The following is a 22,595-nucleotide window of genomic DNA, read 5'->3' as shown; positions in this document are numbered from 1 at the left end:
TCCGGCTGGACAGGGCCGGTAGCGTGCGCGGACATGGAGCAGCAGAACCCCCGCGTGCTGACCGTGAACATCGGCGCCGCCACCCCCACCGAGCACTCCGCGATCCCGGTCACCGGCATCGACAAGCAGCCGGTGGAGGGGCCCGTGCTGGTCCGCGCACCGGGCGAGAAGGGCGTGGCCGGTTCGGGTCTGGTCGGCGACGTGGTGTGCGACCTGCGCCACCACGGCGGCGACGACCAGGCGGTGTACGCCTACGCCCGGGAGGATCTGGACGACTGGCAGCGGACGGTCGGCCGGCCGCTCGGCAACGGTGTCTTCGGCGAGAACCTGACCACCACCGGCATCGACCTGGGGACCGCGGTGGTCGGCGAGCAGTGGGCGGTGGGCGAGGAGCTGGTCCTCGAGGTCAGCGACCCGCGGATCCCCTGCCGCACCTTCGCCGGCTGGCTCGGCGAGCGCGGCTGGGTCCGCCGGTTCACCGAGGCCGCCACCACCGGCACCTACCTGCGGGTGCTGCATCCCGGCGAGGTGCGGGCCGGCGATCCGATCGTGGTGCGACACCGGCCGGACCACGGGATCACCGTGCGCACCGCGTTCCGCGCCCTGACCACGCAGCCGGAGCTGCTGCCGGAACTGATCCCGGCGACCGCCCTGTCCGCCGATGCCAGGGCCACCGTCGCCCGCCGGACGGGGTCCGGGACACTGGCCCGGTGACTCCCGCACCCGGATCCTGGCCGTCCCCCGTCTCTGTCGCCAAGGCCGTCGCCGCCGGCCGCTCCCTGGAGGCCGTGGCCTTCGCCGGCGACGAGGTCTGGTGGTCCGAGGGCCGGCCGGCCGAGGGCGGCCGGATCGTGGTGTGCCGGGAGATCTCCGGCGGGGTCGAGGATCTCGTCCCAGAAGGCTTCAACGCGCGGACCCGGGTCCAGGAGTACGGCGGGACCTCGTGGGTGCCGGTCGCCGACGGGTCGGCCGTCGTCTTCGCGAACTTCACCGACCAGCGGCTGTACATGGTCGACCCGATCGGGTCGGCACCCCGGCCGATCACCCCGGAGCCGGCACTGCCGGCGGGCCTGCGCTACGCCGACCTGCTGCCCGACCCGGCCCGCGGCCGGGTGCTCGCGGTGCAGGAACGCCACGAGGGCGACGGCACCTTCGGCACGGTGCGCCGGTCGGTGGTGGCCGTGCCGCTGGACGGTGCCGCGGCCACCGATCCGGCCGCGATCGGCACGCTGGTGCCGGAGGGCACGGCCGACTTCCTGGCCGCACCCCGACTCTCGCCGGCCGGCGACGCGCTGGTGTTCGCGAGCTGGAACCACCCCGACATGCCCTGGGACAGCACTGTTGTCCGGCTGGTCCCGCTCGGCCGGGACGGCCTGCCGCTGCCGGGCGGCGAGATCCGCACCATCGCCGGCGGACCGGGCATCTCGGTGGTCGACCCCGGCTTCCTCTCCGACGGTTCGGTGCTGGTGCAGAGTGACGAGAGCGGCTGGTGGCAGCCGGAACTGCGGGATCCGCGCGGCGGTGGCCGGCGCCGGCTGTCCTCGATCGAGCAGGAGTTCGCCCCGCCGCAGTGGAACCTGGGCCGCCACTCGTGGGCACCCCTGCCCGGCGGCCGGCTGCTGGTGGTGCCCGGCGGGGTGCCGTCGGTGCTGGACACGCTGGACGAGTCGCTGCAGCCGATCGACCCGGACTGGGCGGCCTGCGGCGACTTGGCCACCACGCCGACCGGCCGTGCCGCGCTGGTGGTCGGCGGCCCGCGGATCGGCACCCGGGTGGTGCTGATCGAGCCCCGCGCCACACCGCGGACCGTGCGGACTGCGAGCGACGACCCGCTGCCCGCCGCGTACCTGCCGGTCCCGGAGCACCGGACGATCGACGGCGTGCACGTGCTGGTGTACCCGCCGACCCATCCGGAGCACACGGCGGCACCGGGCACCGCACCACTGGTGATGACGGTGCACGGCGGCCCCACCGCGGCCGCGTCCCGGTCCGCCTCCGCGCAGGTCGCCTTCTTCACCAGCCGCGGGTTCGCGGTCGCGGACCTGGACTACCGCGGGTCGACCGGGTACGGCCGCCCGTACCGGGACGCCCTGCGCGGCCGCTGGGCGGAGCTGGACGTCGCGGACGCCATCACCGTGGCCCGCGGCCTGCTCGCCGACGGCACCGCCGGATCGGCGGTGATCACCGGCGGTTCGGCGGGCGGGCTGACCGTGCTGGGTGCGCTGACGACCACCGGGCATCCGTTCGCCGGCGGTACCTCGTCCTACGGGGTGGCCGACTTGCAGGCCCTCGAGACCGCCACCCACGACTTCGAGAGTCGTTACCTGGACAGCGTTGCCGGGCCGGACCACACCACGTGGACGGCCCGGTCGCCGATCTCCCGGGCCGGTCAGCTGTCGACCCCGGTGCTGCTGCTGCAGGGCGGCAGGGACCCGGTCGTCACCCCCGATCAGGCGGAGGCGTTCGCGGCCGCCTGCCGGGAGCACGGGATCGCACACGCGCTGGTCGTCTTTCCCGACGAGGGCCACGGCTTCCGCGCCGCAGCCGCCCGGATCGCGGCACTGGAGGCGGAACTGTCCTTCTACGGGCAGATCCTCGGGTTCCCGACCCCGGACGTGCCGGTGCTGGAGCTGACCCGCCCCTGACCGGCCCGGCGCCGGGTCAGGACTCCAGCAACGCCCGGTGCTCCTCGGTCCAGCGCACCTGCTCGGCCGAGGCGGCCACGCCGTCGGCGACCCAGGTGCGCTGCGGTTCCACCCCCGCCGCGGCGAGTGCCTGCACCTGCCGCACGGAGGCCCACTGGCGCGCGATGACCGCGTCCACCAGACCGGCGGTCGAGTCGAGACCGTAGGCCTCGGCGAAGATCTCGATCCGGCGGCGACGGTCGGGCACGGTGTCGAAGCCGTAGTGCCGGACGTCCACGTCGGGGCGGAACGGGACCGCGAACTCCAGTGCGTAGGCGACGTCCGACAGGGCGGCGCCGGGGCGGGCGAAGTCGAAGTCGAGCAGTCCGACCGGCTGCAGACCGTGCCAGACGACGTTCCACGCACCGAAGTCGCCATGACAGATCGTGGCGAGTTGCCCTGCGGCCACCGGGGTCTCGGCCGGCACCGCCCACCGGGCACCGGCCGGCGGCACGAAACCTGCGGCCGCCTGGTGGAAGTCACGGAGCAGGACGGCAAGGGCCCGCAGACCGGCGTCGGGGACGATCCGCGCCCGGGCCCCGTTGCCGGAGTCGCCCGGGATCAGCTCGAGGATCTCGGTGCCGTCGACGATCCCGAGCGGCCGCGGCACCCGGGTGAAGCCGACGGACCGCAGGTGGTCGAGCAACGTGTGCACGGTCGGGGTCCACCAGCGCGCCGGGCGCAGCACCCGGTCCCCCTCGATCCGGATCCGGTCACCGCCACCGCCGGGCGGTGCGCTCACGCCAGGCCGAGCGACTTCATCCGCTCGGTGTGACCCAGCTGCAGCCGGCGGAACAGCGCGCCGATACCGGCCAGGTCGCCGCTGCCGCTGATGATCAGGTCGGCGAGGGTGTCGTGCTCGGCGATGACGTACTGGGCCTGGGTGATCGCCTCACCCAGCAGCCGCCGCCCCCACAGCGCCAGCGGCCCGCCCACCTTCGGGTCCGCCTGGCAGGCCCGGCGTACCTCACGGACCGCGAACGCCGAGTGACCGGTGTCGCCGAGGACCTCGAACACCAGGTCGCGGGTCACCGGGTCCAGCCATTCGGCGATCTCCCGGTAGAAGTCGGCGGCCAGACCGTCGCCGACATGTGCCTTGACCAGCGACTCCAGCCAGGAGTGCGGGGCGGTCGCCTCGTGGAAGGCCTCCAGCGGACGGACGAACGGCTGCATCGCCGCCTCCACCGGGGTGCCGAGGTGGTCGAGGTGCGCGGCCAGCCGGCGGAAGTGGCCCATCTCCGCCGCGGCCATCTGGGACAGCGCGACCCGGCCGGGCAGGGTCGGGGCGTAACGGGCGTCGGCACTCATCCGGTCGAAGGCGGACAGCTCGCCGTAGGCCAGCACCCCCAGCAGCTCGACGGTGCCGGCGGGCGGCGCGCCCTGCACCCCGGTCCCCTCCAGCACGTCCCCGGCCGGCGGCTCCGCCACGGTCATCCGCACCCCGCTCCTCGTCACTGCCCCACGATCACCGCGACCCCTGCAGGGTGGCGCGTCCGGCACCGGCCGGAGGCTGCGAGCGTAACGCCGACCCCGCGCCGCGCGCCGCGCGCGCCGGGTTCGTACGGCCTGACCTGGGCAGCGGGTACCATGTCCGGTGGTGGCTCGCCGACGAGTCACTGGACATGTGCGCGCGTCACACCGCCGGGCGGATCGACAACGATCGCCGAGCCCTCAAGCCCGATTCCCGAGCCGGATCGCCGATGCGTGCGAAAACGGTTGACGGGAAAGGCATTTCATATGACGGACGAAGCTGCGCAGGATCAGGTCGTGGGCACCCTCGAGGAGAGCCCGGCCGAGGTGCTCGAGCACCAGACGGACGCCCCGCTGGACGAGGAGGCGGTCTCGCACCCGCTGACCGGCGACGCCCCGGTGGTGCCGACCTCCCCCACCTTCGCCGACCTGCAGGTCGACCCGCGGATCGTGCAGGCGCTGCTCAAGGCCGGCATCGAGCACACCTTCGCCATCCAGGCGCTGACGCTGCCGATCGCCCTGGTCGGCAGCGACCTCATCGGCCAGGCCCGCACCGGCATGGGCAAGACGCTCGGCTTCGGCGTGCCGCTGCTGCAGCGGCTGACCCAGGACGACGGCGCCCGCGACGAGAACGGTGCGCTGGCCGAGGGCCGTGCCCCGCGCGCGCTGGTCATGGTGCCCACCCGCGAGCTCTGCGTGCAGGTCACCCGTGACCTGGTCGGCGCCGCCGAGTTCCTCGACCTGCAGGTCGTGTCGGTCTACGGCGGCCGCGCCTACGAGCCGCAGATCGCCGCCCTGCACAAGGGTGTCGACGTGGTCGTCGGCACCCCGGGCCGGCTGCTGGACCTGGCGAACAGCGGTCACCTGCAGCTCGGCGGGATCAAGGTGCTGGTGCTGGACGAGGCCGACGAGATGCTCGACCTGGGCTTCCTGCCGGACATCGAGAAGGTGCTCGGCATGGTGCCGACCGCCAAGCAGACGATGCTGTTCTCGGCCACCATGCCCGGCCCGATCCTCACCCTGGCCCGCACCTTCCTGGACCGGCCGACGCACATCCGCGCCGAACTGCCCGCGGAGGGCGCCACCCACCGCACCACCACCCAGTACGTCTACCGGGCCCACGCCCTGGACAAGGTGGAGATGCTCTCGCGCGTACTGCAGGCGGAGGGCCGCGGGCTGACCATGGTCTTCACCCGCACCAAGCGCACCGCGCAGAAGGTCGCCGACGAGCTGACCGAGCGCGGGTTCGCCGCGGCCGCCGTGCACGGTGACCTCGGCCAGGGTGCCCGCGAGCAGGCGCTGCGTGCCTTCCGCTCCGGCAAGGTCGACGTGCTGGTGGCCACCGACGTCGCCGCCCGCGGTATCGACGTCGAGGGCGTCACCCACGTCGTCAACTTCCAGTGCCCGGAGGACGACAAGACCTACGTGCACCGGATCGGCCGCACCGGCCGGGCCGGGCGCACCGGTGTGGCGATCAGCTTCATCGACTGGGACGACGTCCCGCGCTGGAAGCTGATCAACGAGGCGCTGGGCCTGGACTTCGCCGATCCGGCGGAGACCTACTCCTCCTCCAAGCACCTCTACACGGACCTGAACATCCCGGAGGGCACCACCGGTCGGCTGCCGAAGGCGCAGCGCACCCGCGAGGGGCTGGCCGCGGAACAGGTCGAGGACCTCGGCGAGACCGGGGGTCGGAACCGCAACCGGGATCGGGACCGCGGCGGACGGGACGGCGGTCGCGGTGGCCGTGGCTCCCGCAGCCCGCGCCCGGACCGGCCGAACGCCGATCCGCTGGCCGAGTCCGCTTCCGCGGGTGGGGGTGCCGGCGACGGTGCCCCGCGCCGCAAGCGGGTGCGCCGGCGTACCCGCAGCGGCGGTGAGGGCGCCCAGCAGAGCGGGGCCCAGCAGACCGGAACGGCACAGCAGCCCCAGTAGGCTCACGCGGTGCCCGCCACCTCCCCCCGTCGCCGCATGCTCGACCGGGCGATCGCCGCGGCGATCGTCGTGGTGGTCGGTGTGGTCGGGCTCGTGCTGTACCTGAACTCCGACATCCGGGCGGCCCAGTCGTCCCCGGGATCGTCGGAGAAGGCGCCGAGCACGGCGACGGACGTGCCGACCCGGCTGACCGAGCGGTGGAGCGCACCGACCGATGCCGGCCTGGGTGCGGTGGTCTCGCCCTCCGGCGTGGTGGTCACCACCACCGAGCACGAGATCACCGGCCTGGACGCCGTCACCGGCGAACAGCGATGGAGCTACTCCCGCTCCAACCGCCCGCTGTGCGCAGTGGGCAGCGGCGACCTGTCCGCGAACGGCGGTGGGGTGCGCGGCATCGCCACCGTCTGGGAGTCCAACGGCTACTGCTCGCAGGTGATGACCTTCGACGCGGACACCGGCGAGCGGTCCAAGGTCCGCACCGCCCCCAACCAGGTCGGCGGATCGCTGGTGTTCGGCGGCGGGTCCGCCGGGTGGGTCGGCAGCGACCTGCTGGAGGTCTGGCGCAACGACCTGGTCCGCACCATGCAGTACGGCGTGCAGCCGAACCCGACCAACCCGGACAGCCGGCACACCGGCTGCGTCTTCACCGACATGGCCATCGCCGATCTGCAGTTCGGCACCATCGAGCACTGCGAGGCGCAGGGACCGAACGCCCGCATCGTGCTCAACTTCGACGAGCCCAAGGGCAAGAAGGACGGCTGGGACGAGTACCGGTCGGATCCGCGGATGGACGTGGACACCGGGTCGACCGCGGCGCTGATCGTCGGCATCACCCAGGACCGGGTCGCCGTGCTGGTGTCGTCACCGGAGCCGGCCGTGGTGCTGTACGACGCGGCGGGCACCGAGATCTCCCGCTCCCCGGTCGACATCCCGGCGGCCGACATCGAGAACACCGCCGCCACCGGCACTCCCACGCCGTACCGACGCACCGACACCACCCGGTACAGCCTGATCGGCTCCACCCTGCTGGCGGTCACCGAGGAGACGGTGCAGACCGCGCCGCCGGCCACCGCGCTCACCACGCCGACCACGTCCACCGAGACCAGCTCCGACGCCAGCAGCTCGCCGAGCAGCAGCGAGGCGCCGGCGGACGTCAGCGTGACCTCGCTGCGGGTGGCCTTCGTCAGCGCCGGCGCCATCGGGTTGCCGGCGGTCGTCGACGAACAATTGGTGGTCCCGGTGACCGGCGGGCTGTCCGTGATGTCGGCCGAGACCGGCAGCAGCCAACTGGATCCCGCCCGGGAGATCCCGGTCGACCGGGCCGGTTGGACCGGCCGGGTGGACGCCGGCGCGGTCGGGTCGATGATCGTGGAGACCCGCGGCGGCACCGTCGTGGCCCTGTCCTGACCCGGATCCGGCACTCTCCGTGCCCGGTGTCCATCAGGGCGTACCGGGGAGCGCCGCGGATCGGCGATGATGTCCTCGTGCCGGACCAGCTCTTCCCCACCGCCGCCGAGCGGACCACCCTGCCGTCGTCCGCGGGCACGCTGGCCGCGCTGATCGCAGCTCCCACCGATGCCGCCTCGGCCCGCGCCGCCGAGTTCGGCGAGTTGCCGTCGGTGCTGCTGCTGCCCGGCTACACCGGTTCGAAGGAGGACTTCTCGCCGGTGCTCGAACCGCTGGCGGCGGCCGGGATCCGGGCGGTCGCCGTGGACCAGCCGGGCCAGTACGAGTCACCGGGCGGTGACGACGAGGCCGCGTTCCGCCCGGCGCCGCTGGGCGCGGTCGCCGCCGAACTGGTCACCGCGCTGGCGCAGGACGGGCCAGTGGTGCTGCTCGGGCACAGCTACGGCGGGTTGGTCGCCCGGCAGGCCGTGCTGCAGGGCGCGCCGGTGGCCGGTCTGGTGCTGCTCTGCTCCGGCCCGTCCGCGTTCACCTCGGGCAACCGGTTCGACGCGCTGACCGTCGGCGAGCCGATCCTGCGATCGCAGGGGGCGGCCTTCCTGCACGACGCCAGGGACCGGGCGGCCGGGCTCGATCCCGATCGTCCGGACCCGCTGGCCCGCTTCTACCGCAAGCGCTTCCTGGCCACCGCGACCGCCCAGCTGCTGGGCGCCGGTGCCGCGCTGCTGGACGAACCCGATCTCACCGAGCTGCTGGCGGCCGCGCTGCGCCGGCACGGCACCCCGGCGGCGGTCATCGCCGGTGAGGCCGACGACGCCTGGCCGTTGGCCGCGCAGCGCCGGATGGCCGAACAGCTGGGCACCTCGCTGGTGCTGGTGCCGGGCGGCGGTCACTCCCCCGCGGTGGAGGCGCCGGAGGCACTGCTGGACGTGCTGCTGCCGCTGATCACGGACTGGACGGAACCGGACCGGGCGGCCTGAGCCGTCGTTCCGGCCGCGGGCCTGGTCACCACCAGCAGACGGCGATCGTCACGACGACGGCGACCGACACCAGCCCGGCGAGCACGCCGCGGGCCGGGTCGGGCAGCCGGTGCCGCACCGAGCGGGCGAGTTCCGCGGCCACGCCGACGCCGAGCTGCACCAGGATCCGCCACCACTCCGGTCCGGTGGCCCGGCTGATCCCGGTACCGCCCAGCAGTGCCGGGGAGAGCAGCGCGGAGAGCACCAGCAGTGCCGCGAGCACGACCAGCCCGGCGGACAGCAGTCCGGCGAACACCTCCAGGAACCGCAGCCACCCCGGCGCGCGGCGGCCGGTGCGCGTGTCGCTCAGGCCGACCAGCCCCAGGGCACGACCCGGCCGGAGGACATCCCGACGATCGCCCGGAGGGTCTCCTCGGTGGTGGTCTCCTGGCCGAGCCGCAGCACCTTGTTGGTGCCGTGGTAGTCGGAGGACCCGGTGGTCAGCAGACCGAAACGCTCGGCCAGCTCGCGCAACTCGGCCCGCTGCGCCGGGGCGTGGTCCGGGTGGTCCACCTCCAGGCCGCCGAGCCCGGCGCCGGCCAGCACCCCGATCATCTCCGGGGTGAGCACCCGCGACTCGCCCCGGCCGCGCGGGTGGGCGAGCACCGGGACGCCGCCGGCGGACCGGATCATCCCGATCGCGGCCGGCAGCGGGGTGTCGGCCTTCGGCACGTAGAAGCCACCCGGGCCGGAGAGCAAGGACGCGAAGGCCTCGTCGACGGAGGTGACGACCCCGGCGGCGACCAGGGCGCGGCCGATGTGCGGCCGCCCGACCGGGGCGTCCCCGGCGATCTCCAGCACCTGCTCGACGGTGATCGGGATGCCCGCGGCCATCATCTTCTCGACGATGCCGATGCCGCGGCGCAGTCGTTCGTCACGGAGCCGGGCCTGCTCCTCGAGCACGGCCGGGTCGGTGGGGTCGAAGAGGTAGCCGAGCAGGTGCACGCTGACCGTCCGGCCCTGCCACGGCAGCTGGGTGGAGAACTCGGCACCGGGCACCACGACGAGCGACGACGGCCGCGCCGCCGCGGCTTCCGCCCAGCCACCGGTGTTGTCGTGATCGGTGATGGCGACGGCGTCCAGGCCGGCCGCGGCGGCGGCCGCGATCAGCCCGGCGGGGGTGTCGGTGCCGTCCGAGGCGGTGGAGTGGGCGTGCAGGTCGATGCGCATCGGGACCATCCTCCCCCGTCCCGGCCGCGCTCCCGACCACCCATGGGCCGCGCGCCGTTCACCGGACCGTCACCCGGGCGGTCCATCATCGGCCTCCCCGACCGGCGCAACGCCTCCGGGCCGGGTCCACCGGCCGGCGACGCCCGGCGGGACTACCCTGACCTGTGGCCCTCCGTGGACCGGTCCTGACTCGAAGGAGGGTTCCCACCATGCCCGTCCTGCCGTCGTTGCCCTCGCTGCCCCCGTTCCGGGCCATCCATCGCAGGACGCCCCGCACCGTCCCCGGTACTCCCGGCGGCGACGGCGCGACCATGGTCAACTGCGCCGCCTACGTCGACGGCGTGCGACAGGAGCTGTGCAGCGACCCGGTGTCGGCGCTGAACCGGATCCGCGAGAAGAACCGCGGCTTCGTCTGGGTCGGCTTCCACGAGCCGACGGCGGCGCAGATGTCGGCGGTGGCGGAGACCTTCGGGCTGCACCCGCTGGCCGTCGAGGATGCCGTCCAGGCCTACCAGCGGCCGAAGCTGGAGCGGTACGGGCAGTACCTGTTCCTGGTGCTCAAGACGGTGAAGTTCGTCGACCACGCGTCCACCGGCAACGGCCAGATCGTGACCACCGGCGAGATCATGATGTTCCTCGGCGCCGACTTCATCGTCACCGTGCGGCACGGCGAGCACTCCGGGCTGGCCGGTCTGCGGCAGAAGCTGGAGGCGGACCCGCAGCACCTGGCGCTCGGCCCGGCCGCGGTCATGCACGCCATCGCCGACCGGGTGGTCGACGAGTACCTCGCGGTCATCGCCGACATCGAGGAGGACGTCGACGAGATGGAGGTGGCGGTCTTCTCCTCCGACGATGTGGACACCGAGGACATCTACCTGCTCAAGCGGGAGGTGCTGAGCATGCGACGGGCGGTCACCCCGCTGGCGGTGCCGCTGAAGACCCTGTCCGGCAGCCCGAGTCCGCTGGTGCCGGGCGAGGTGCGGGACTACGTCAGGGATGTCGAGGACCACCTCAGCCTGGTGACGGAACGGATCTCGACCTTCGACGAGATGCTCACCACGCTGGTCTCGGCGGCGCTGGCCGAGGTCACCACCCGGCAGAACGAGGACATGCGCAAGATCTCCGCGTGGGCGGCGATCGCGCTGGTGCCGACGGCGATCGCCGGCATCTACGGCATGAACTTCGACTACATCCCGGGGATGCACTCGCCGATCGGGTTCGCCGTCAGCATCGTGGTGATGGCGGCGGTCTGCGTCCTGCTGTTCATGCTGCTGCGCAGACGCGGCTGGCTCTGATCCTTCGGTTCCGGCGCCACTTCGGCACCGGTGAGCGGACGCCGGACCGAACCGGCGTGCGGGCCGCGCCGGCGTCAGATCCGCTGGCCGAGTTCCATCCGGGACAGCAGCTCGCGGGCCTGCTCGGCGGTGCGCGGCTCGCACAGCACGTCGTACCGGCGGGCGACCACCTGGGAGGCGCTGGTGAAATCGCGGCGGCCCTTGGCCACCGAGTAGCCGAGGTAGCCCATGACCGCACCGAAGGCCGCACCCACCGCGACCGAGACCAGGATCAGCAGCAGCACCGGTCCCTGTACTGCGGAGAAGAACGACATCAGCATGCCGATGAAGAGGCCGAACCAGGCGCCGGAGGCGGCGCCCGCGGCGGCCAGCTTGCCGGCCGTCAGCCGACCGGTGACGCGCTCGACCAGTTGCAGGTCGGTGCCGACGATCGTGACGTCCTGGATCGAGAAGTCGTGCTTGACCATGTACTCGACCGCGCCCTGCGCCTGCAGGTAGGTCGGGTAGGCGGCGACCGCGAACCCGGTCGGCGGGGTCGGCAGTTGCGGAGCGCCGGCAGCGGTCCGGAATCCCAACGGTGACGACACCGTGATCACCTCTCCTGTGCTGCGTACTGCGAACTTGTTGTTCTTGAACTTGCTGTGCTTGAACCTGTGGTGCTGTGTGGCCGGCGGATCTGTCCGGCCGCCTCGCGACCGATTGACCCTTCACACGATGTAAACACAGCTCCGTGTGCATCGGATGTGCACCGGGCACGAGTCGTGGGCACATGAAATGTCCGCTCCGCGATCCGGCCACCGGGCCGCGGGGGCCGGTGGGGCCGGTGGGGCCGGTCAGGCCGTCACCGGCACGTAACCTGGGAGCCGGGTCGGCACCGGCATCCCCGCCGACGGGCCGCCCGGGAAGCACGAAGAGGGAACATGACGCAGGCAGCGACGTCGGTGCTCGAGGCGGTCCGGACCGCGCTCGGCACCGTGAAGGACCCGGAGATCCGGCGCCCCATCACCGATCTCGGGATGGTCGACCGGCTCGAGGTGACCCCGGAGGGTCTCGTCGAGGTCACCGTGCTGCTGACCATCGCCGGGTGTCCGCTGCGCGACACGCTGACCCGGGACGTGACCACCGCCGTGCGCGCCGTGCCGGGTGTCACCGAGGTGCAGCTCACCCTCGGCGTGATGACCGACGAACAGCGCTCGGGGCTGCGGGACAAGCTCAAGGGCGGCGCCACCAAGGACATCCCGTTCGCCCGCGCGGAGTCGACGACCCGGGTGTACGCCGTCGCCTCCGGCAAGGGCGGGGTCGGCAAGTCGACAGTCACGGTGAACCTGGCCGCCGCGCTGGCAGCTCGCGGGCTGACCGTCGGTGTGCTGGACGCGGACATCTACGGGTTCTCGGTGCCCCGCATGCTCGGCGTCACCGGCCGGCCGACCCGGGTCGGCGACATGATTCTGCCGCCGATCGCGCACGGGGTGCGGGTGATCAGCGTCGGCATGTTCGTCGACGGCAACACTCCGGTGGTCTGGCGTGGCCCGATGCTGCACCGGGCGTTGCAGCAGTTCCTGGCCGACGTCTACTGGACCGACCTCGACGTGCTGCTGATGGATCTGCCGCCGGGCACCGGTGACGTGGCGATCTCCACCGCCCAGCTGCTGCCGACCGCCGAACTGTTGGTGGTGACCACCCCGCAGGACGCCGCCGCCGAGGTCGCCGAGCGCGCGGGGGCCATCTCGCTGCAGACCCGGCAGAAGATCGTCGGGGTGGTGGAGAACATGTCGCCGATGACGCTGCCCGACGGCACCGTGCTCGACCTGTTCGGGTCGGGCGGCGGGGAGCGGGTGGCCGCGTCGCTCAGCCGGTCCACCGGCACCACCGTCCCGCTGCTCGGCCAGATCCCCCTCGACACCACCCTGCGCGCCGCCGGCGACGCCGGCGCCCCGCTGGTCCTGCAATCCCCCGACAGCCCCGCCGCCCTCGCCCTCCAGAAGGTCGCCGACACCCTGTCCGAACGCAAACCCCGCGCCCTCGCCGGCCTCCAGTTGGGCCTCACGCCGAAGAGGAACATGTAGGGCTGAACATTGCGAGCTGGCGCTCGCGGGCCGCCGGTCCCCAGAGGGATCCCGCGTCCTGCGTTTCTCGCCTGCTGAACATGGCGGCGTGGCCGCCGCGGGCCGCTCGTCCTGTAAGGGATCGCGCGTCCTGCGCTTCTCGCCTACGTTCGTCCCTCACTGCGGGCTGCGATGCTCGCCCGCACGATCCCGACGAGCGGCCATGTGGTTCGCGCCGAACGCTGAAGTCAGAGGACCAACACCGAGGACTGGCGTCCTGCGGTCAGGATCGGCGGCCGTTGTCCTCCCACTGAAGGCGTCCATCGGAAGTTGCCGCCAGTTTCACGGCCGGCCGGAACGAAAACGGTCGCTGGTCCCGGGATCGTGCGGTCGAGCATCGAAGCACGGCGCGAGGAACGAGCAGAGTGCAAGACGCGCAGAACGCGGGATCCCCCTAGGGACCAGCGGCCCGCGGCGGCCACGCCGCCAAATTACGTCGCGTCGTCGTCGAAGGGGATCGGGCCGGTCCTCACGACCGGGGCGGGTGCGGGGGCCTGTGGGGCGGCTTCGGCGGCGGGCTTGGCGAAGTCGACCGGGGGCGGGGTGGCGGGGACCGACTGCGGCGCGGCGCCGTTGGCCGACGCGTCGGCCGCGGCGTCCTTCACCGGGTCGGCATCCAGGCTGGGGGCGACGCCGGAACCGGTCAGCTTGTCCTTGTCGAGCCCGAGGAAACCGGTGACACCACCGGAGAACTCGTCCCCGAGGATGCTCTTGCCGAGGAGGTTGCGCGGGTTGAGGTCGCGCAGCGCACGCAGCTCCTGCAGCTCCTTGAGGGACTGCAGGTCGGCGATCTGCCGGCGGAGCTCGTCGAGTTCAGGGCCGATCTCGCTGCGCAGTTGCGCCTGGGCCCCCTGCGCCATGGTGCGGACCTTCTTGATGCTGGAGGTCACCCACTGCACCGCGGTCGGGATGCGCTCTGGACCGAGCAGGAACACTCCGACGAGGACGATCAGCAGGATCTGACCCCAGGACAGGCCGAACACGTGACACGGCCTCCTTCGGGGGCGTTCTGCCGGGTCCGGTCGCAGTCCGCTCGGCCGACCCGTTCAGCCTACAGGCGGGCCCGGAGCGTCATTCCGCGGCGAGCGTCACGGTCACGGTCATCGTCCGACCGTCCCGCTCCAGCACCACCGGCACCGCCTGCCCGATGTCGTAGGCCTGCACGGCGACGGCCAGCTCGTCGGCGTCCTGGACGTCCCGGTCGCCGACCTTGACGATCACGTCCCCCTCCTGGATCCCGGCGGCGGCCGCCGGTCCCCCGGTGACCACGTTCTGCACCTGCGCGCCGTCGGTCTCACCGTCGGTGGCGGACCGGGTGTTCACGCCGAGCGTCGGGTGCTGGATGGTGCCCGTGCGGATCAGTGACTCGGCGACCTCGCGGGCCAGGTTCATCGGGATGGCGAAGCCCAGGCCGATCGACCCGCTCGCCTCCCCGCCGAGCGTGCGGATCGCGGTGTTGATGCCGATCAGCGCCCCGGTGCCGTCGAGCAGGGCGCCGCCGGAGTTGCCGGGGTTGATCGCCGCGTCGGTCTGCAGTGCGTCGATCACCGCGTTGGTGTCCGACGCCGACCCTTGCAGCCGCACCGGGCGGGCCAGCGCGGAGATGATGCCGGTGGTCACCGTGTCCTCGAGTCCGAGCGGCGAGCCGATGGCGATGACCGGGTCGCCGACGCGGAGCGCCGACGAGTCGCCCACCTGGATCACGGTCAGGTTGTCGACGTCGACCTTCAGCACGGCCAGGTCGGTCCGGATGTCCCGGCCGACGATGGTGGCCGGCACCCGGGTCTCGTCGTGGAACACGACGGTCAGCTCGGCCGAGGTGTCGGTGGCGGCGGTGGAGATCACGTGGTTGTTGGTGAGGATGTAGCCGTTGCCGTCGATGACCACGCCGGAGCCGGTGTCGCCGGTGTCCCCCACCCGCACCTCGATGGAGACCACGGCCGGGGACACCCGCGCGGCGATCTCCGCCACCGAGCCGGTGGGCCGGTCGATGGCCGGCTGCACCGGGGTGAGGGTGAAGTCCGGATCGCTCGCGACCGCCGGGATGCGTTGGGCCACCAGTACTCCGACGGCAGCGCCGCCCGCTCCGACGACCAGACACAGCACCAGCAGGCCGATGACCGCGCCCGGCCGGAGACGACGGTGGAACAGTGCGTCGCGCAGGGTGAACCGGGGCAGCGGGCCCGCGACCGGCTCCGGCTCCACGTTCTCCGCGGGCAGTGCCGGCTCGCCGAGGCGGACGGCGGCGAGCGGGTCGCGCCACGGGTCGGCGTCGCCGGTTCCCGGGCCGACCGGTTTGGGAGCGGGCTCCTCGGGGAAACGTTGCAGGCCTTCGGTGGCGCCCGCCGGGCGACCGAACGCGTCGGCGACGAGGTCGGGGATCTCCGGCGGGTGCATGCCGATCGGTGGTGACGGCTGCCGTGGCGGCGGTGCCTGGCCGTTCACCGCTCCGGGCGGGCGACCGAAAGCGGCGGCCTGGCCGGGATCGACCGGGGGACGGTGGAGCGGACGCGGCGGAAGCACCGGCCGTCCGGGACGCGGTGGATCCGCGGGGGTCTCGGTGCTGCGCGGATCACTCATCGACTGCAGGCTACGTGACGGCGGTCGGGCGCCGGGGCTGTTCGCCGGGACCCGGCGTCAGCGGTGCGAGACCGGCTGGAAGCCGGGCAGCGTCCCGTCGACGGGCGCACCGGGGATGGTGGTGACGGTGTCCGGCGAGGTGGCGTCGGGGGCGGAGTCGGCGCTCCCGGCCACCAGCGCGCCGACCGCCAGACCGGCCACCAGGGCCCCGGCACCGAAGCGGAACCGGCGGCTCCGCCCCCCCTGACCGGCACCGACCGGTTCACGATCGTGCCGCACATGGCCGCGACTGTCCCGGACCAGTCCGGGCACCGACACCGTCGGCACGGCGGGGACGGCGACCGGGATCGAGCGCAACTGGTCGAACAGGCTGCCGGACATCCGGGGCAGGTCCGCGGACCGGAGCGTCTGCTGCGCGACCGTCTGCTCGGCGACCTGGGCAGCACAGTCCGGGCAGCGGCCGATGTGCGCCGCCGCCCGCTGGAACGCGGTCAGCCCGAGCTCGCCGTCGACGTAGGCGACGACGGCGTCCACTCCCAGGTGATCCTCGAACACGCCGGTCATGGCATCACCGCTGCCAGCCCCCCGAAGGTGTGGGCGGCCCTGGCCGCCCGGCGCCGCTCCAGCCCGGCCCGCAGCGCCTGCCGACCGCGGTGGATGCGGGACCGCACGGTGCCGAGCTTCACCCCGAGGGTGGCGCCGATCTCCTCGTACGACAGGCCCTCGACGTCGCACAGCACGACGGCCGCACGGAACTCCGGCAGCAGCTCGTCGAGCGCGGCCTGCAGGTCGGGATCCAGGTTGGCATCCGAGAACGCCTGCTCCGGCGAGGGTTCGCTGCCGGCGATGCGGTCGGTCTCCTCCGGCAGCGCCTCCATCCGGATGCGCTGGCGGCGACGGACCATGTCCAGGAACACGTTGGTGGTGATGCGGTGCAGCCAGCCCTCGAACGAACCGGGACGGAACCCGGCCAGCGAGCGGAACACCCGGATGAACGTCTCCTGGGTGATGTCCTCGGCGTCGTGCACGTTGCCGGACAGGCGGTACGCCAGCCGGTAGACCCGGTCACCGTGATCGCGGACGATCTCGTCCCAGGCCGGCGGCGTCCAGGTCGCCGCGGCGTCCGGCACTGCGGCATCCGGCACCCCGTTGCGGGGCGCCTCGGACACGCTCGGGCCGGGATCCACGGGTGTGGGCAGGACGGACAGCTCACTCACCTCTTCTTGGGCGTCTGCCGAGGAGAACGGCGCGACAGGGCCGATTGTTCCGGCGGACGGTGTGAGCGGTCTGTGAGCGGGCTGGACAGGACGGACACGCTCGGTGCCGGAGCCGGATCGCGGACCGGGCCGCGGGTGCGCCTGATGGCCGGTTCGGGTCCCGGCCGGTAACGTGCCGCCCGACCGATCCCGACGGGGCAGCACGTGCACCGGGCGGGCGAGACGACCGGAAAGGTTCGGTGGCGCCGACGTGACCCACGCCTTCGCCGATCTGTTCGTCCCCGAGGACGAGCACACGGTGTCCGCCCGGAACCGGTCCGCCGACCTGGGGTTGCAGCCGGTCAGTGCCGGTGCCGGTACCGCCCTGACCTTCCTGGCCGCCGCCTGCGGCGCGCGGGCCGTCGTCGAGGTGGGCACCGGGACCGGCGTCAGCGGGCTGCACCTGCTCGCCGGGATGACCCCGGACGGCGTGCTCACGTCGATCGATCTGGAGGCCGAGCACCAGCGGGCCGCGAAGGAGAGCTTCTCCGCCGCCGGGGTCGGCCAGGGTCGGGCCCGGTTGATCAACGGACGCGCCCTGGACGTGCTGCCCCGGCTGACCGACGGCGCCTACGACCTGGTGCTGGTGGACGGCGACCGTGACGAGTTCCCGGAGTACGTGCCGCAGGCGATCCGACTGCTCCGCCCCGGTGGCGTGCTGGTGCTGGCCGGCGCCCTGCACGACGGCAAGGTGAGCGACCCGACCCAGCGGGACAGCCGCACGGTGGCGGTCCGCGAGGCGGGACGGATGGTGCGGGACGAGGCCGGGCTGGTGCCCGTGCTGCTGCCCGTCGGCGACGGCCTGCTGGCAGCCGTCAAGCGGTCGTGAGGGCGCCCCGCCGGGCGGCCCTGTTCTCCGCGGTGCTGGTGGCGCTCGTCCCGGTGGCTGCTGCGTGCACCTCGGGCACCGACGCCGGCGGCGACGTCACGGTGACCGTGCAGACCACGCTGCCGGCGACGACCACCGCCCCGCCGGCGACCTCCAGCACCCAGATCACCGTTGCGCCGACCACTGTCCCGACCACCTCCGCAACATCGGCGGCCCCGCCCACGGAGACCACGTCCACCACCGAGGCGCCCGGGACCACGGAGACCTCGGAGACCACAGGGAGCACGCCGACCACCGCGACCAGCTCCTCACGGAGCACCACGAGCGGGCCGGCCCCGACGATCGTGACCCGCTCGGCGGAGGAACCCGACGTCGCGGGCCCGGACGGCGGCAAGGCCTGCCCGGCCGATGGGCAGTACTACGACGAGGCGACGACCGGCATGCTGCCCGATGCCGCAGCCGCCTGGGCCGCCGCGAAGAAGGCCGCCGCGGCGGACGACGAGGTGCTCTGCCTCAACGACGGCAAGCGGAGCGCGGCGCAGCAGCAGGCCCAGTACGACGCGTACGTCGAGCAGTACGGCAAGGACGTCGCCGACCAGTTGGTGCTGCCGTGGCAGAAGTCGGCGCACGTGTCGGGATACGCCGCGGACGTGCAGCCGGCCAACGGCTACGTCTGGCTGCAGGCCACCGACGGGTCTCTCGGCTGGTGCCGGATCTACGACAACGAGCCCTGGCACTTCGAGTACTCGGAGTCGTACGAGACCACCGGCTGCCCGGACCGACTGCCCGAGCCCGAACGCTGACCCCGCAAGGAAGTTCCTCCTGGGCAACGGAACTCGGCCCCCGGAGGCCGGGTGGGGACGACCTCCGGGGTACCGCGGCCGGCGTCAGCGGCTGACGGTGATGCCCTTGCCGATCACCGTGATGCCGCCCTCGGTCACGGTGTAGCGGGAACGGTCGCCCTCCGGATCGATGCCCACCGTGGCGCCGTCGGGCACCACCGCGTTCTTGTCCAGGATGGCGTTGCGGACGATCGCGTTGCGGCCGATCGTGACGCCGGGCATGAGCACGGAACCCTCGACGGTGCTGCCCATCTGGACCCGGACGTTCTCCGACAGCACCGACCGGCGCACGGTCGCCCCGGAGATGATCGTGCCCGGCCCGACCATCGAATCGAGCGCCATGCCGTTCTCCACGAACTTCGCCGGCGGCAGGGTCGGCGGCAGCGACAGGATCGGCCAGTGGTGGTTGTAGAGGTTGAAGATCGGGTGCACCGAGACCAGGTCCATGTGCGCGTCGTGGTACGCGTCCAGCGTGCCGACGTCGCGCCAGTAGCCCTTGTCCCGCTCGGTGGCCCCGGGGACCTGGTTGCGGCTGAAGTCGTAGACGTTGGCAGTCCCCCGGTCGACGAACATCGGGATGATGTTGCCGCCCATGTCGTGCACCGAGTTCTCGTCCGCCGCATCGGCTTTCAACGCTTCCACCAGCGACTTGGTGGTGAAGACGTAGTTGCCCATGGAGGCGTAGGCGACGTTCGGGTCGTCCGGCACGGCCGGCGGGTCGGCCGGCTTCTCCAGGAACCGCGTGATCCGCTCGCCGTCCTCGGCGGTGTCGATCACGCCGAACGCCGTCGCCTCGTGCCGTGGCACCCGGATGCCGGCCACCGTGGCCTCGGCCCCGGAGTCGATGTGCGCCTGCACCATCTGCGAGACGTCCATCCGGTAGATGTGGTCGGCGCCGAAGACGACCAGGTACTCCGGCCCGTCGTCGTAGACCAGGTTCAGCGACTGGAAGATCGCGTCGGCGCTGCCGGTGTACCAGCGCGGGCCGAGACGCTGCTGCGCCGGGACCGGGGTGACGTAGTTGCCCAGCATCTGGCTCATCCGCCAGGTGGTGGTGATGTGCCGGTCCAGCGAGTGCGACTTGTACTGCGTCAGCACGCAGATGCGCAGGTACCCGGAGTTCACCAGGTTCGACAGCACGAAATCGACGAGTCGGAAGTTGCCCCCGAACGGCACCGCGGGCTTCGCCCGGTCGGCCGTCAGCGGCCACAGTCGCTTGCCTTCCCCGCCCGCCAACACGATCCCCAACACCCGCGGCTTGACCACCATGCGGTGAATCTAACGTGCGCTGCGCCACTCCGCCGGGGCGGGGCGGCACGCCGCGCCGAGGCCCGCGGACGGCCGTAGGGTGACGTCCGTGCGCACCGCGATCCTGACCCGAGAGTTCCCGCCGGACATCTACGGCGGCGCCGGCGTCCACGTCGACTACCTGGTGCGCGAGTTGCGCGCACTGATCGACGTCGACGTGCACGCCTTCGGTGACGACCGGCCCGGCGCCACCGGTCACCGGCCGGCGGCGGAGCTGGCGGGGGCGAACCCGGCGCTGGCCACGCTGTCCGTCGACCTGTCGATGGTGAACGCCCTGGGCGGTGCGGACATCGCGCACTCGCACACCTGGTACGCGAACATGGCCGGCCATCTGGCCAAGCTGCTGTACGGGATCCCGCACGTGGTGACCGCCCACTCGCTGGAGCCCCGGCGCCCGTGGAAGGCCGAGCAACTCGGTGGCGGGTACCGGGTCTCGTCGTGGGCGGAGCGGACCGCGTACGAGGGCGCGGACGCGATCGTCGCCGTGTCGAAGGGCATGCGTGCCGACATCCTGGACTGCTACCCGGATCTCGACCCGGCGAAGGTGCACGTCATCCTCAACGGGATCGACACGCAGATCTACCGACCGGTGGCCGAGCGGGACGTGCTGACGGCGAAGGGGGTCGACGTCGACGCGCCGATCGCCTCGTTCGTCGGCCGGATCACCCGGCAGAAGGGCGTGAAGCACCTGATCGCGGCCGCCCACTCGTTCGATCCGGGGATCCAGCTCGTGCTGTGCGCCGGCGCGCCGGACACGCCCGAGATCGCCGCAGAGACGAAGGCGGCCATCGAGGAGCTGCAGGCGGCCCGGCCGGGTGTGTTCTGGTTCGACGGCATGCTGACCCTCGACCAGGTCAAGCAGGTGCTGTCGGCGTCCACGGTGTTCTGCTGCCCGTCGGTGTACGAACCGCTGGGCATCGTGAACCTGGAGGCGATGGCCTGCGGCGCGGCCGTGGTGGCCAGCGACGTCGGCGGCATCCCGGAGGTGGTGGACAACGGCGTCACCGGGACCCTGGTGCACTACGACCCTGCGGCGGAGCGGCAGTTCGAGGCGGAGTTCGCCGCCGCGGTCAACGCGACGGTGGCGGACCCGGCGGCCGCCGCAGCCAGGGGTGAGGCGGGTCGGGCGCGCGCCGTGGACCAGTTCTCCTGGACGGCGATCGCCGAGACGACGGTGGAGCTCTACCGATCCGTGCTCGCCTGATCGGTGCTCGCCGGTGCTCTTCCGTTCCGGGCCGGGTGGTCCGCGAGCGGATCGCGTCTATCGGTGTTCGGCCGGTCACGGCCCGTGTCTGGGCACGGACGCGGATCCGCCCGGCACCCTGAGCGGGTGCCGGGCGGAGAATGCCTGGTCCGGTGGGCCGGTGGTTACCGGCGCCGGAGGGTGTCGCTGCTAGCCGACGACGGCCTTCAGGGCCTCGCCGAGGGCTGCGGCCTCGTCCGCGGAGATCTCCACGACCAGACGGCCACCGCCTTCCAGCGGCACTCGCATGACGATCCCGCGGCCCTCCTTGGTGACTTCCAGGGGTCCGTCCCCGGTGCGGGGCTTCATCGCCGCCATCTACGACTCCCTCCAGATCTCTCCTCGACCCGGGCACGGTGCACCCGGGTGTGCACGCCGCCTGAGGCGGCGCACCGTTCTCGCGCCGTCCATTCTCCCTCATCGCACGCCCGATCCCGAAATGGACGCACCCCCGAGCCGTGACGGACTCCCCCGGTCGGGTGACCGTCGCGTGCGTACCGAGCACCTGCACGCTGCGTGGTGCGCCGCCGGGGACCTCCCCGCCTACTCCGCGAGGAAGATCTCGGTCCGCCGCCGGGACTCTTCGGTCCGGCGCCGGACAACTCGGACCCGGGCCCGGCGTCACCGCCGGCAGGCCCCCTCTCTGCGAGTCGCGGACACCTTCGGCCGGCACGTGGCGCAACGATCCGAGATCCGAGAGGCCCGCGCACGGATCAACCTGCCGACCGGCGGATACGACGGCACCCACCTCCCGGCGAATCGCGGACCCCTCGTGCCGACACGCGACTGAACGGTCCGGATCCGGGGCTCGACCACCCACGCACGGATCAGGGTCCCGATCGTGCGACGGGTGTGTGCACCGGGAAACCGGCCAGGTCAGCCGGGTTTCGCGGAACGGATGACCCGGGCCCGCCGTGTTCGCGGTGCGCGGAAGGTCCGCGGGCGGGCACCGGACGGCAGTACCCTGGGAGCCGTGGGTCCCTTGGGAGAAATCGGAGCGCTCTTCAGTCCTGGCATGCGCCACGAGATGGAGGAGCGGCGTTCGAAGAAGATGCGCCGGGAAGAGGCCGGCAACGGCCGCGACGGCGGCCTCAAGATCGACCTCGATTCCGGCGTCGCAGTGATCGGACCTCCCGGCGAGGACGAGCGTCAGCTGGAGGCCGAGCGTCAGGCCAACGCCGAGCGTCGTGCCGAGAACGCCCGCCGCAAGGCGCAGCGCAAGGCCGAGGCCCAGCTCAGGGCTGCCGCCGGCGAGCAGGCGCGTGGGACCGACGGTGCCGATGCGGCGAAGGAGCCCGAGGCGACCGCGGCACGCAGCGAGCGCCCGGCGGCCCGTCGGGGTGGCCCCGCCTCGAAGGCGATGCGCTCCGGTCGCTGACCCGACCGATGTGCTCCGGTCGCTGACCCGACCGATGTGCTCGGGTTCCTCACTGACCGATGGGCCCCGATCCCTGA

The 22,595-nt window shown here is 72.8% G+C and carries 22 protein-coding genes; 11 read left to right on the top strand and 11 right to left on the bottom strand.

Annotated elements, in window-relative coordinates; translation table 11 throughout:
- Window positions 1-33: 33 nt before the first annotated feature.
- Window positions 34-714, top strand: a complete 681-nt coding sequence (locus tag GIS00_RS07015) for an MOSC domain-containing protein (protein ID WP_154767491.1) — start codon at window positions 34-36, stop codon at window positions 712-714.
- Complete coding sequence (locus tag GIS00_RS28855) at window positions 711-2,645, top strand: prolyl oligopeptidase family serine peptidase (protein WP_154767490.1); 1,935 nt, start codon at window positions 711-713, stop codon at window positions 2,643-2,645. Before GIS00_RS07015 ends, GIS00_RS28855 begins: the two co-directional genes overlap by 4 nt.
- Window positions 2,646-2,661: 16 nt before the next feature.
- Here GIS00_RS28855 and GIS00_RS07005 read toward each other — a convergent pair whose 3' ends face one another.
- Both GIS00_RS07005 and GIS00_RS07000 read right to left on the bottom strand, forming a co-directional pair.
- A complete protein-coding gene (locus GIS00_RS07005; protein ID WP_322097627.1) occupies window positions 2,662-3,426 on the bottom strand; it encodes a phosphotransferase enzyme family protein in 765 nt (254 codons plus the stop codon).
- Window positions 3,423-4,118: a ferritin-like fold-containing protein gene (locus GIS00_RS07000; RefSeq protein ID WP_154767489.1), complete on the bottom strand. Its 696-nt coding sequence runs from the start codon at window positions 4,116-4,118 to the stop codon at window positions 3,423-3,425. Before GIS00_RS07000 ends, GIS00_RS07005 begins: the two co-directional genes overlap by 4 nt.
- Window positions 4,119-4,421: 303 nt before the next feature.
- Here GIS00_RS07000 and GIS00_RS06995 point away from each other — a divergent pair, with 303 nt between their 5' ends.
- The 3 genes from GIS00_RS06995 (at window position 4,422) to GIS00_RS28845 (ending at window position 8,473) form a co-directional block, all read left to right on the top strand.
- Complete coding sequence (locus GIS00_RS06995; protein WP_154767488.1) at window positions 4,422-6,089, top strand: DEAD/DEAH box helicase; 1,668 nt, start codon at window positions 4,422-4,424, stop codon at window positions 6,087-6,089.
- A gap of 9 nt (window positions 6,090-6,098) precedes the next feature.
- Window positions 6,099-7,496: an Rv3212 family protein gene (locus GIS00_RS28850; protein ID WP_154767487.1), complete on the top strand. Its 1,398-nt coding sequence runs from the start codon at window positions 6,099-6,101 to the stop codon at window positions 7,494-7,496.
- Between the two features lie 77 nt (window positions 7,497-7,573).
- Window positions 7,574-8,473, top strand: a complete 900-nt coding sequence (locus GIS00_RS28845; RefSeq protein WP_322097625.1) for an alpha/beta fold hydrolase — start codon at window positions 7,574-7,576, stop codon at window positions 8,471-8,473.
- A gap of 25 nt (window positions 8,474-8,498) precedes the next feature.
- On the opposite strand, the gene GIS00_RS06980 is transcribed toward GIS00_RS28845, so the two are convergent.
- Complete coding sequence (locus tag GIS00_RS06980) at window positions 8,499-8,768, bottom strand: hypothetical protein (RefSeq protein ID WP_154767486.1); 270 nt, start codon at window positions 8,766-8,768, stop codon at window positions 8,499-8,501.
- Between the two features lie 50 nt (window positions 8,769-8,818).
- The gene (locus tag GIS00_RS06975; protein WP_154767485.1) at window positions 8,819-9,682 is read right to left on the bottom strand and encodes a PHP domain-containing protein; all 864 of its coding nucleotides are present in this window, start codon (window positions 9,680-9,682) and stop codon (window positions 8,819-8,821) included.
- 218 nt (window positions 9,683-9,900) lie between these two features.
- On the opposite strand from GIS00_RS06975, the gene GIS00_RS06970 reads away from it, so the two are divergent.
- Window positions 9,901-10,977 carry a magnesium and cobalt transport protein CorA gene (locus tag GIS00_RS06970; protein ID WP_407666796.1) on the top strand — a complete coding sequence of 359 codons (1,077 nt, stop codon included), beginning with the start codon at window positions 9,901-9,903 and terminating at the stop codon, window positions 10,975-10,977.
- Window positions 10,978-11,051: 74 nt separating this feature from the next.
- On the opposite strand, the gene GIS00_RS06965 is transcribed toward GIS00_RS06970, so the two are convergent.
- The gene (locus GIS00_RS06965) at window positions 11,052-11,564 is read right to left on the bottom strand and encodes a general stress protein (RefSeq protein ID WP_322097624.1); all 513 of its coding nucleotides are present in this window, start codon (window positions 11,562-11,564) and stop codon (window positions 11,052-11,054) included.
- 333 nt (window positions 11,565-11,897) lie between these two features.
- On the opposite strand from GIS00_RS06965, the gene GIS00_RS06960 reads away from it, so the two are divergent.
- The gene (locus GIS00_RS06960) at window positions 11,898-13,043 is read left to right on the top strand and encodes an Mrp/NBP35 family ATP-binding protein (RefSeq protein WP_154767483.1); all 1,146 of its coding nucleotides are present in this window, start codon (window positions 11,898-11,900) and stop codon (window positions 13,041-13,043) included.
- Between the two features lie 470 nt (window positions 13,044-13,513).
- On the opposite strand, the gene tatB is transcribed toward GIS00_RS06960, so the two are convergent.
- The 4 genes from tatB to sigE form a co-directional block, all read right to left on the bottom strand.
- Entirely contained in the window at window positions 13,514-14,065 is a 552-nt protein-coding gene (tatB, locus tag GIS00_RS06955) for a Sec-independent protein translocase protein TatB (protein WP_196073150.1), read from the bottom strand.
- 88 nt (window positions 14,066-14,153) lie between these two features.
- The gene (locus GIS00_RS06950; protein WP_230312864.1) at window positions 14,154-15,479 is read right to left on the bottom strand and encodes a S1C family serine protease; all 1,326 of its coding nucleotides are present in this window, start codon (window positions 15,477-15,479) and stop codon (window positions 14,154-14,156) included.
- A 240-nt stretch (window positions 15,480-15,719) separates the two neighbouring features.
- Window positions 15,720-16,226 carry an anti-sigma factor family protein gene (locus GIS00_RS06945; RefSeq protein WP_154767480.1) on the bottom strand — a complete coding sequence of 169 codons (507 nt, stop codon included), beginning with the start codon at window positions 16,224-16,226 and terminating at the stop codon, window positions 15,720-15,722.
- Window positions 16,223-16,831 carry an RNA polymerase sigma factor SigE gene (gene sigE / locus GIS00_RS06940; RefSeq protein WP_407666795.1) on the bottom strand — a complete coding sequence of 203 codons (609 nt, stop codon included), beginning with the start codon at window positions 16,829-16,831 and terminating at the stop codon, window positions 16,223-16,225. The genes GIS00_RS06945 and sigE overlap by 4 nt, the downstream gene beginning before the upstream one ends.
- A 298-nt stretch (window positions 16,832-17,129) precedes the next feature.
- Between sigE and GIS00_RS06935 the strand changes: the two genes are divergently transcribed.
- Window positions 17,130-17,747 (top strand): O-methyltransferase, encoded by a 618-nt coding sequence (locus tag GIS00_RS06935; protein WP_322097622.1) that lies wholly within the window; start codon window positions 17,130-17,132, stop codon window positions 17,745-17,747.
- The gene (locus GIS00_RS06930) at window positions 17,744-18,550 is read left to right on the top strand and encodes a M15 family metallopeptidase domain-containing protein (protein ID WP_154767479.1); all 807 of its coding nucleotides are present in this window, start codon (window positions 17,744-17,746) and stop codon (window positions 18,548-18,550) included. Before GIS00_RS06935 ends, GIS00_RS06930 begins: the two co-directional genes overlap by 4 nt.
- 84 nt (window positions 18,551-18,634) lie before the next feature.
- On the opposite strand, the gene glgC is transcribed toward GIS00_RS06930, so the two are convergent.
- Window positions 18,635-19,858, bottom strand: coding sequence for a glucose-1-phosphate adenylyltransferase (gene glgC / locus GIS00_RS06925; protein WP_154767478.1), 1,224 nt, complete (start codon window positions 19,856-19,858; stop codon window positions 18,635-18,637).
- A gap of 88 nt (window positions 19,859-19,946) precedes the next feature.
- Here glgC and glgA point away from each other — a divergent pair, with 88 nt between their 5' ends.
- Complete coding sequence (glgA, locus tag GIS00_RS06920) at window positions 19,947-21,101, top strand: glycogen synthase (RefSeq protein WP_322097621.1); 1,155 nt, start codon at window positions 19,947-19,949, stop codon at window positions 21,099-21,101.
- 189 nt (window positions 21,102-21,290) lie between these two features.
- Here glgA and GIS00_RS06915 read toward each other — a convergent pair whose 3' ends face one another.
- Window positions 21,291-21,458 carry a DUF3117 domain-containing protein gene (locus tag GIS00_RS06915; RefSeq protein ID WP_154767477.1) on the bottom strand — a complete coding sequence of 56 codons (168 nt, stop codon included), beginning with the start codon at window positions 21,456-21,458 and terminating at the stop codon, window positions 21,291-21,293.
- A 580-nt stretch (window positions 21,459-22,038) separates the two neighbouring features.
- Here GIS00_RS06915 and GIS00_RS06910 point away from each other — a divergent pair.
- The gene (locus GIS00_RS06910) at window positions 22,039-22,518 is read left to right on the top strand and encodes a DUF6191 domain-containing protein (protein WP_255454661.1); all 480 of its coding nucleotides are present in this window, start codon (window positions 22,039-22,041) and stop codon (window positions 22,516-22,518) included.
- Window positions 22,519-22,595 lie beyond the last annotated feature (77 nt).

Origin of the sequence: Nakamurella alba (assembly GCF_009707545.1) — a bacterium.
GTDB classification, from domain to species: domain Bacteria; phylum Actinomycetota; class Actinomycetes; order Mycobacteriales; family Nakamurellaceae; genus Nakamurella; species Nakamurella alba.
The sequence above is the reverse complement of the archived record's forward strand: the minus strand, read 5'-3'. Positions and strand labels throughout refer to the sequence as shown.

Excerpts from the sequence above, each read along its gene's own strand:
- GIS00_RS07000 (WP_154767489.1), bottom strand. The coding sequence starts at position 4,118 with ATGACCGTGGCGGAGCCGCCGGCCGGGGACGTGCTGGAGGGGACCGGG.
- GIS00_RS06995 (WP_154767488.1), top strand. The coding sequence starts at position 4,422 with ATGACGGACGAAGCTGCGCAGGATCAGGTCGTGGGCACCCTCGAGGAG.
- GIS00_RS06915 (WP_154767477.1), bottom strand. The coding sequence starts at position 21,458 with ATGGCGGCGATGAAGCCCCGCACCGGGGACGGACCCCTGGAAGTCACC.
- GIS00_RS07015 (WP_154767491.1), top strand. The coding sequence starts at position 34 with ATGGAGCAGCAGAACCCCCGCGTGCTGACCGTGAACATCGGCGCCGCC.
- GIS00_RS06975 (WP_154767485.1), bottom strand. The coding sequence starts at position 9,682 with ATGCGCATCGACCTGCACGCCCACTCCACCGCCTCGGACGGCACCGAC.
- glgC (WP_154767478.1), bottom strand. The coding sequence starts at position 19,858 with ATGGTGGTCAAGCCGCGGGTGTTGGGGATCGTGTTGGCGGGCGGGGAA.
- GIS00_RS06910 (WP_255454661.1), top strand. The coding sequence starts at position 22,039 with ATGACCCGGGCCCGCCGTGTTCGCGGTGCGCGGAAGGTCCGCGGGCGG.
- GIS00_RS06960 (WP_154767483.1), top strand. The coding sequence starts at position 11,898 with ATGACGCAGGCAGCGACGTCGGTGCTCGAGGCGGTCCGGACCGCGCTC.
- GIS00_RS06945 (WP_154767480.1), bottom strand. The coding sequence starts at position 16,226 with ATGACCGGCGTGTTCGAGGATCACCTGGGAGTGGACGCCGTCGTCGCC.
- GIS00_RS06950 (WP_230312864.1), bottom strand. The coding sequence starts at position 15,479 with ATGCACCCGCCGGAGATCCCCGACCTCGTCGCCGACGCGTTCGGTCGC.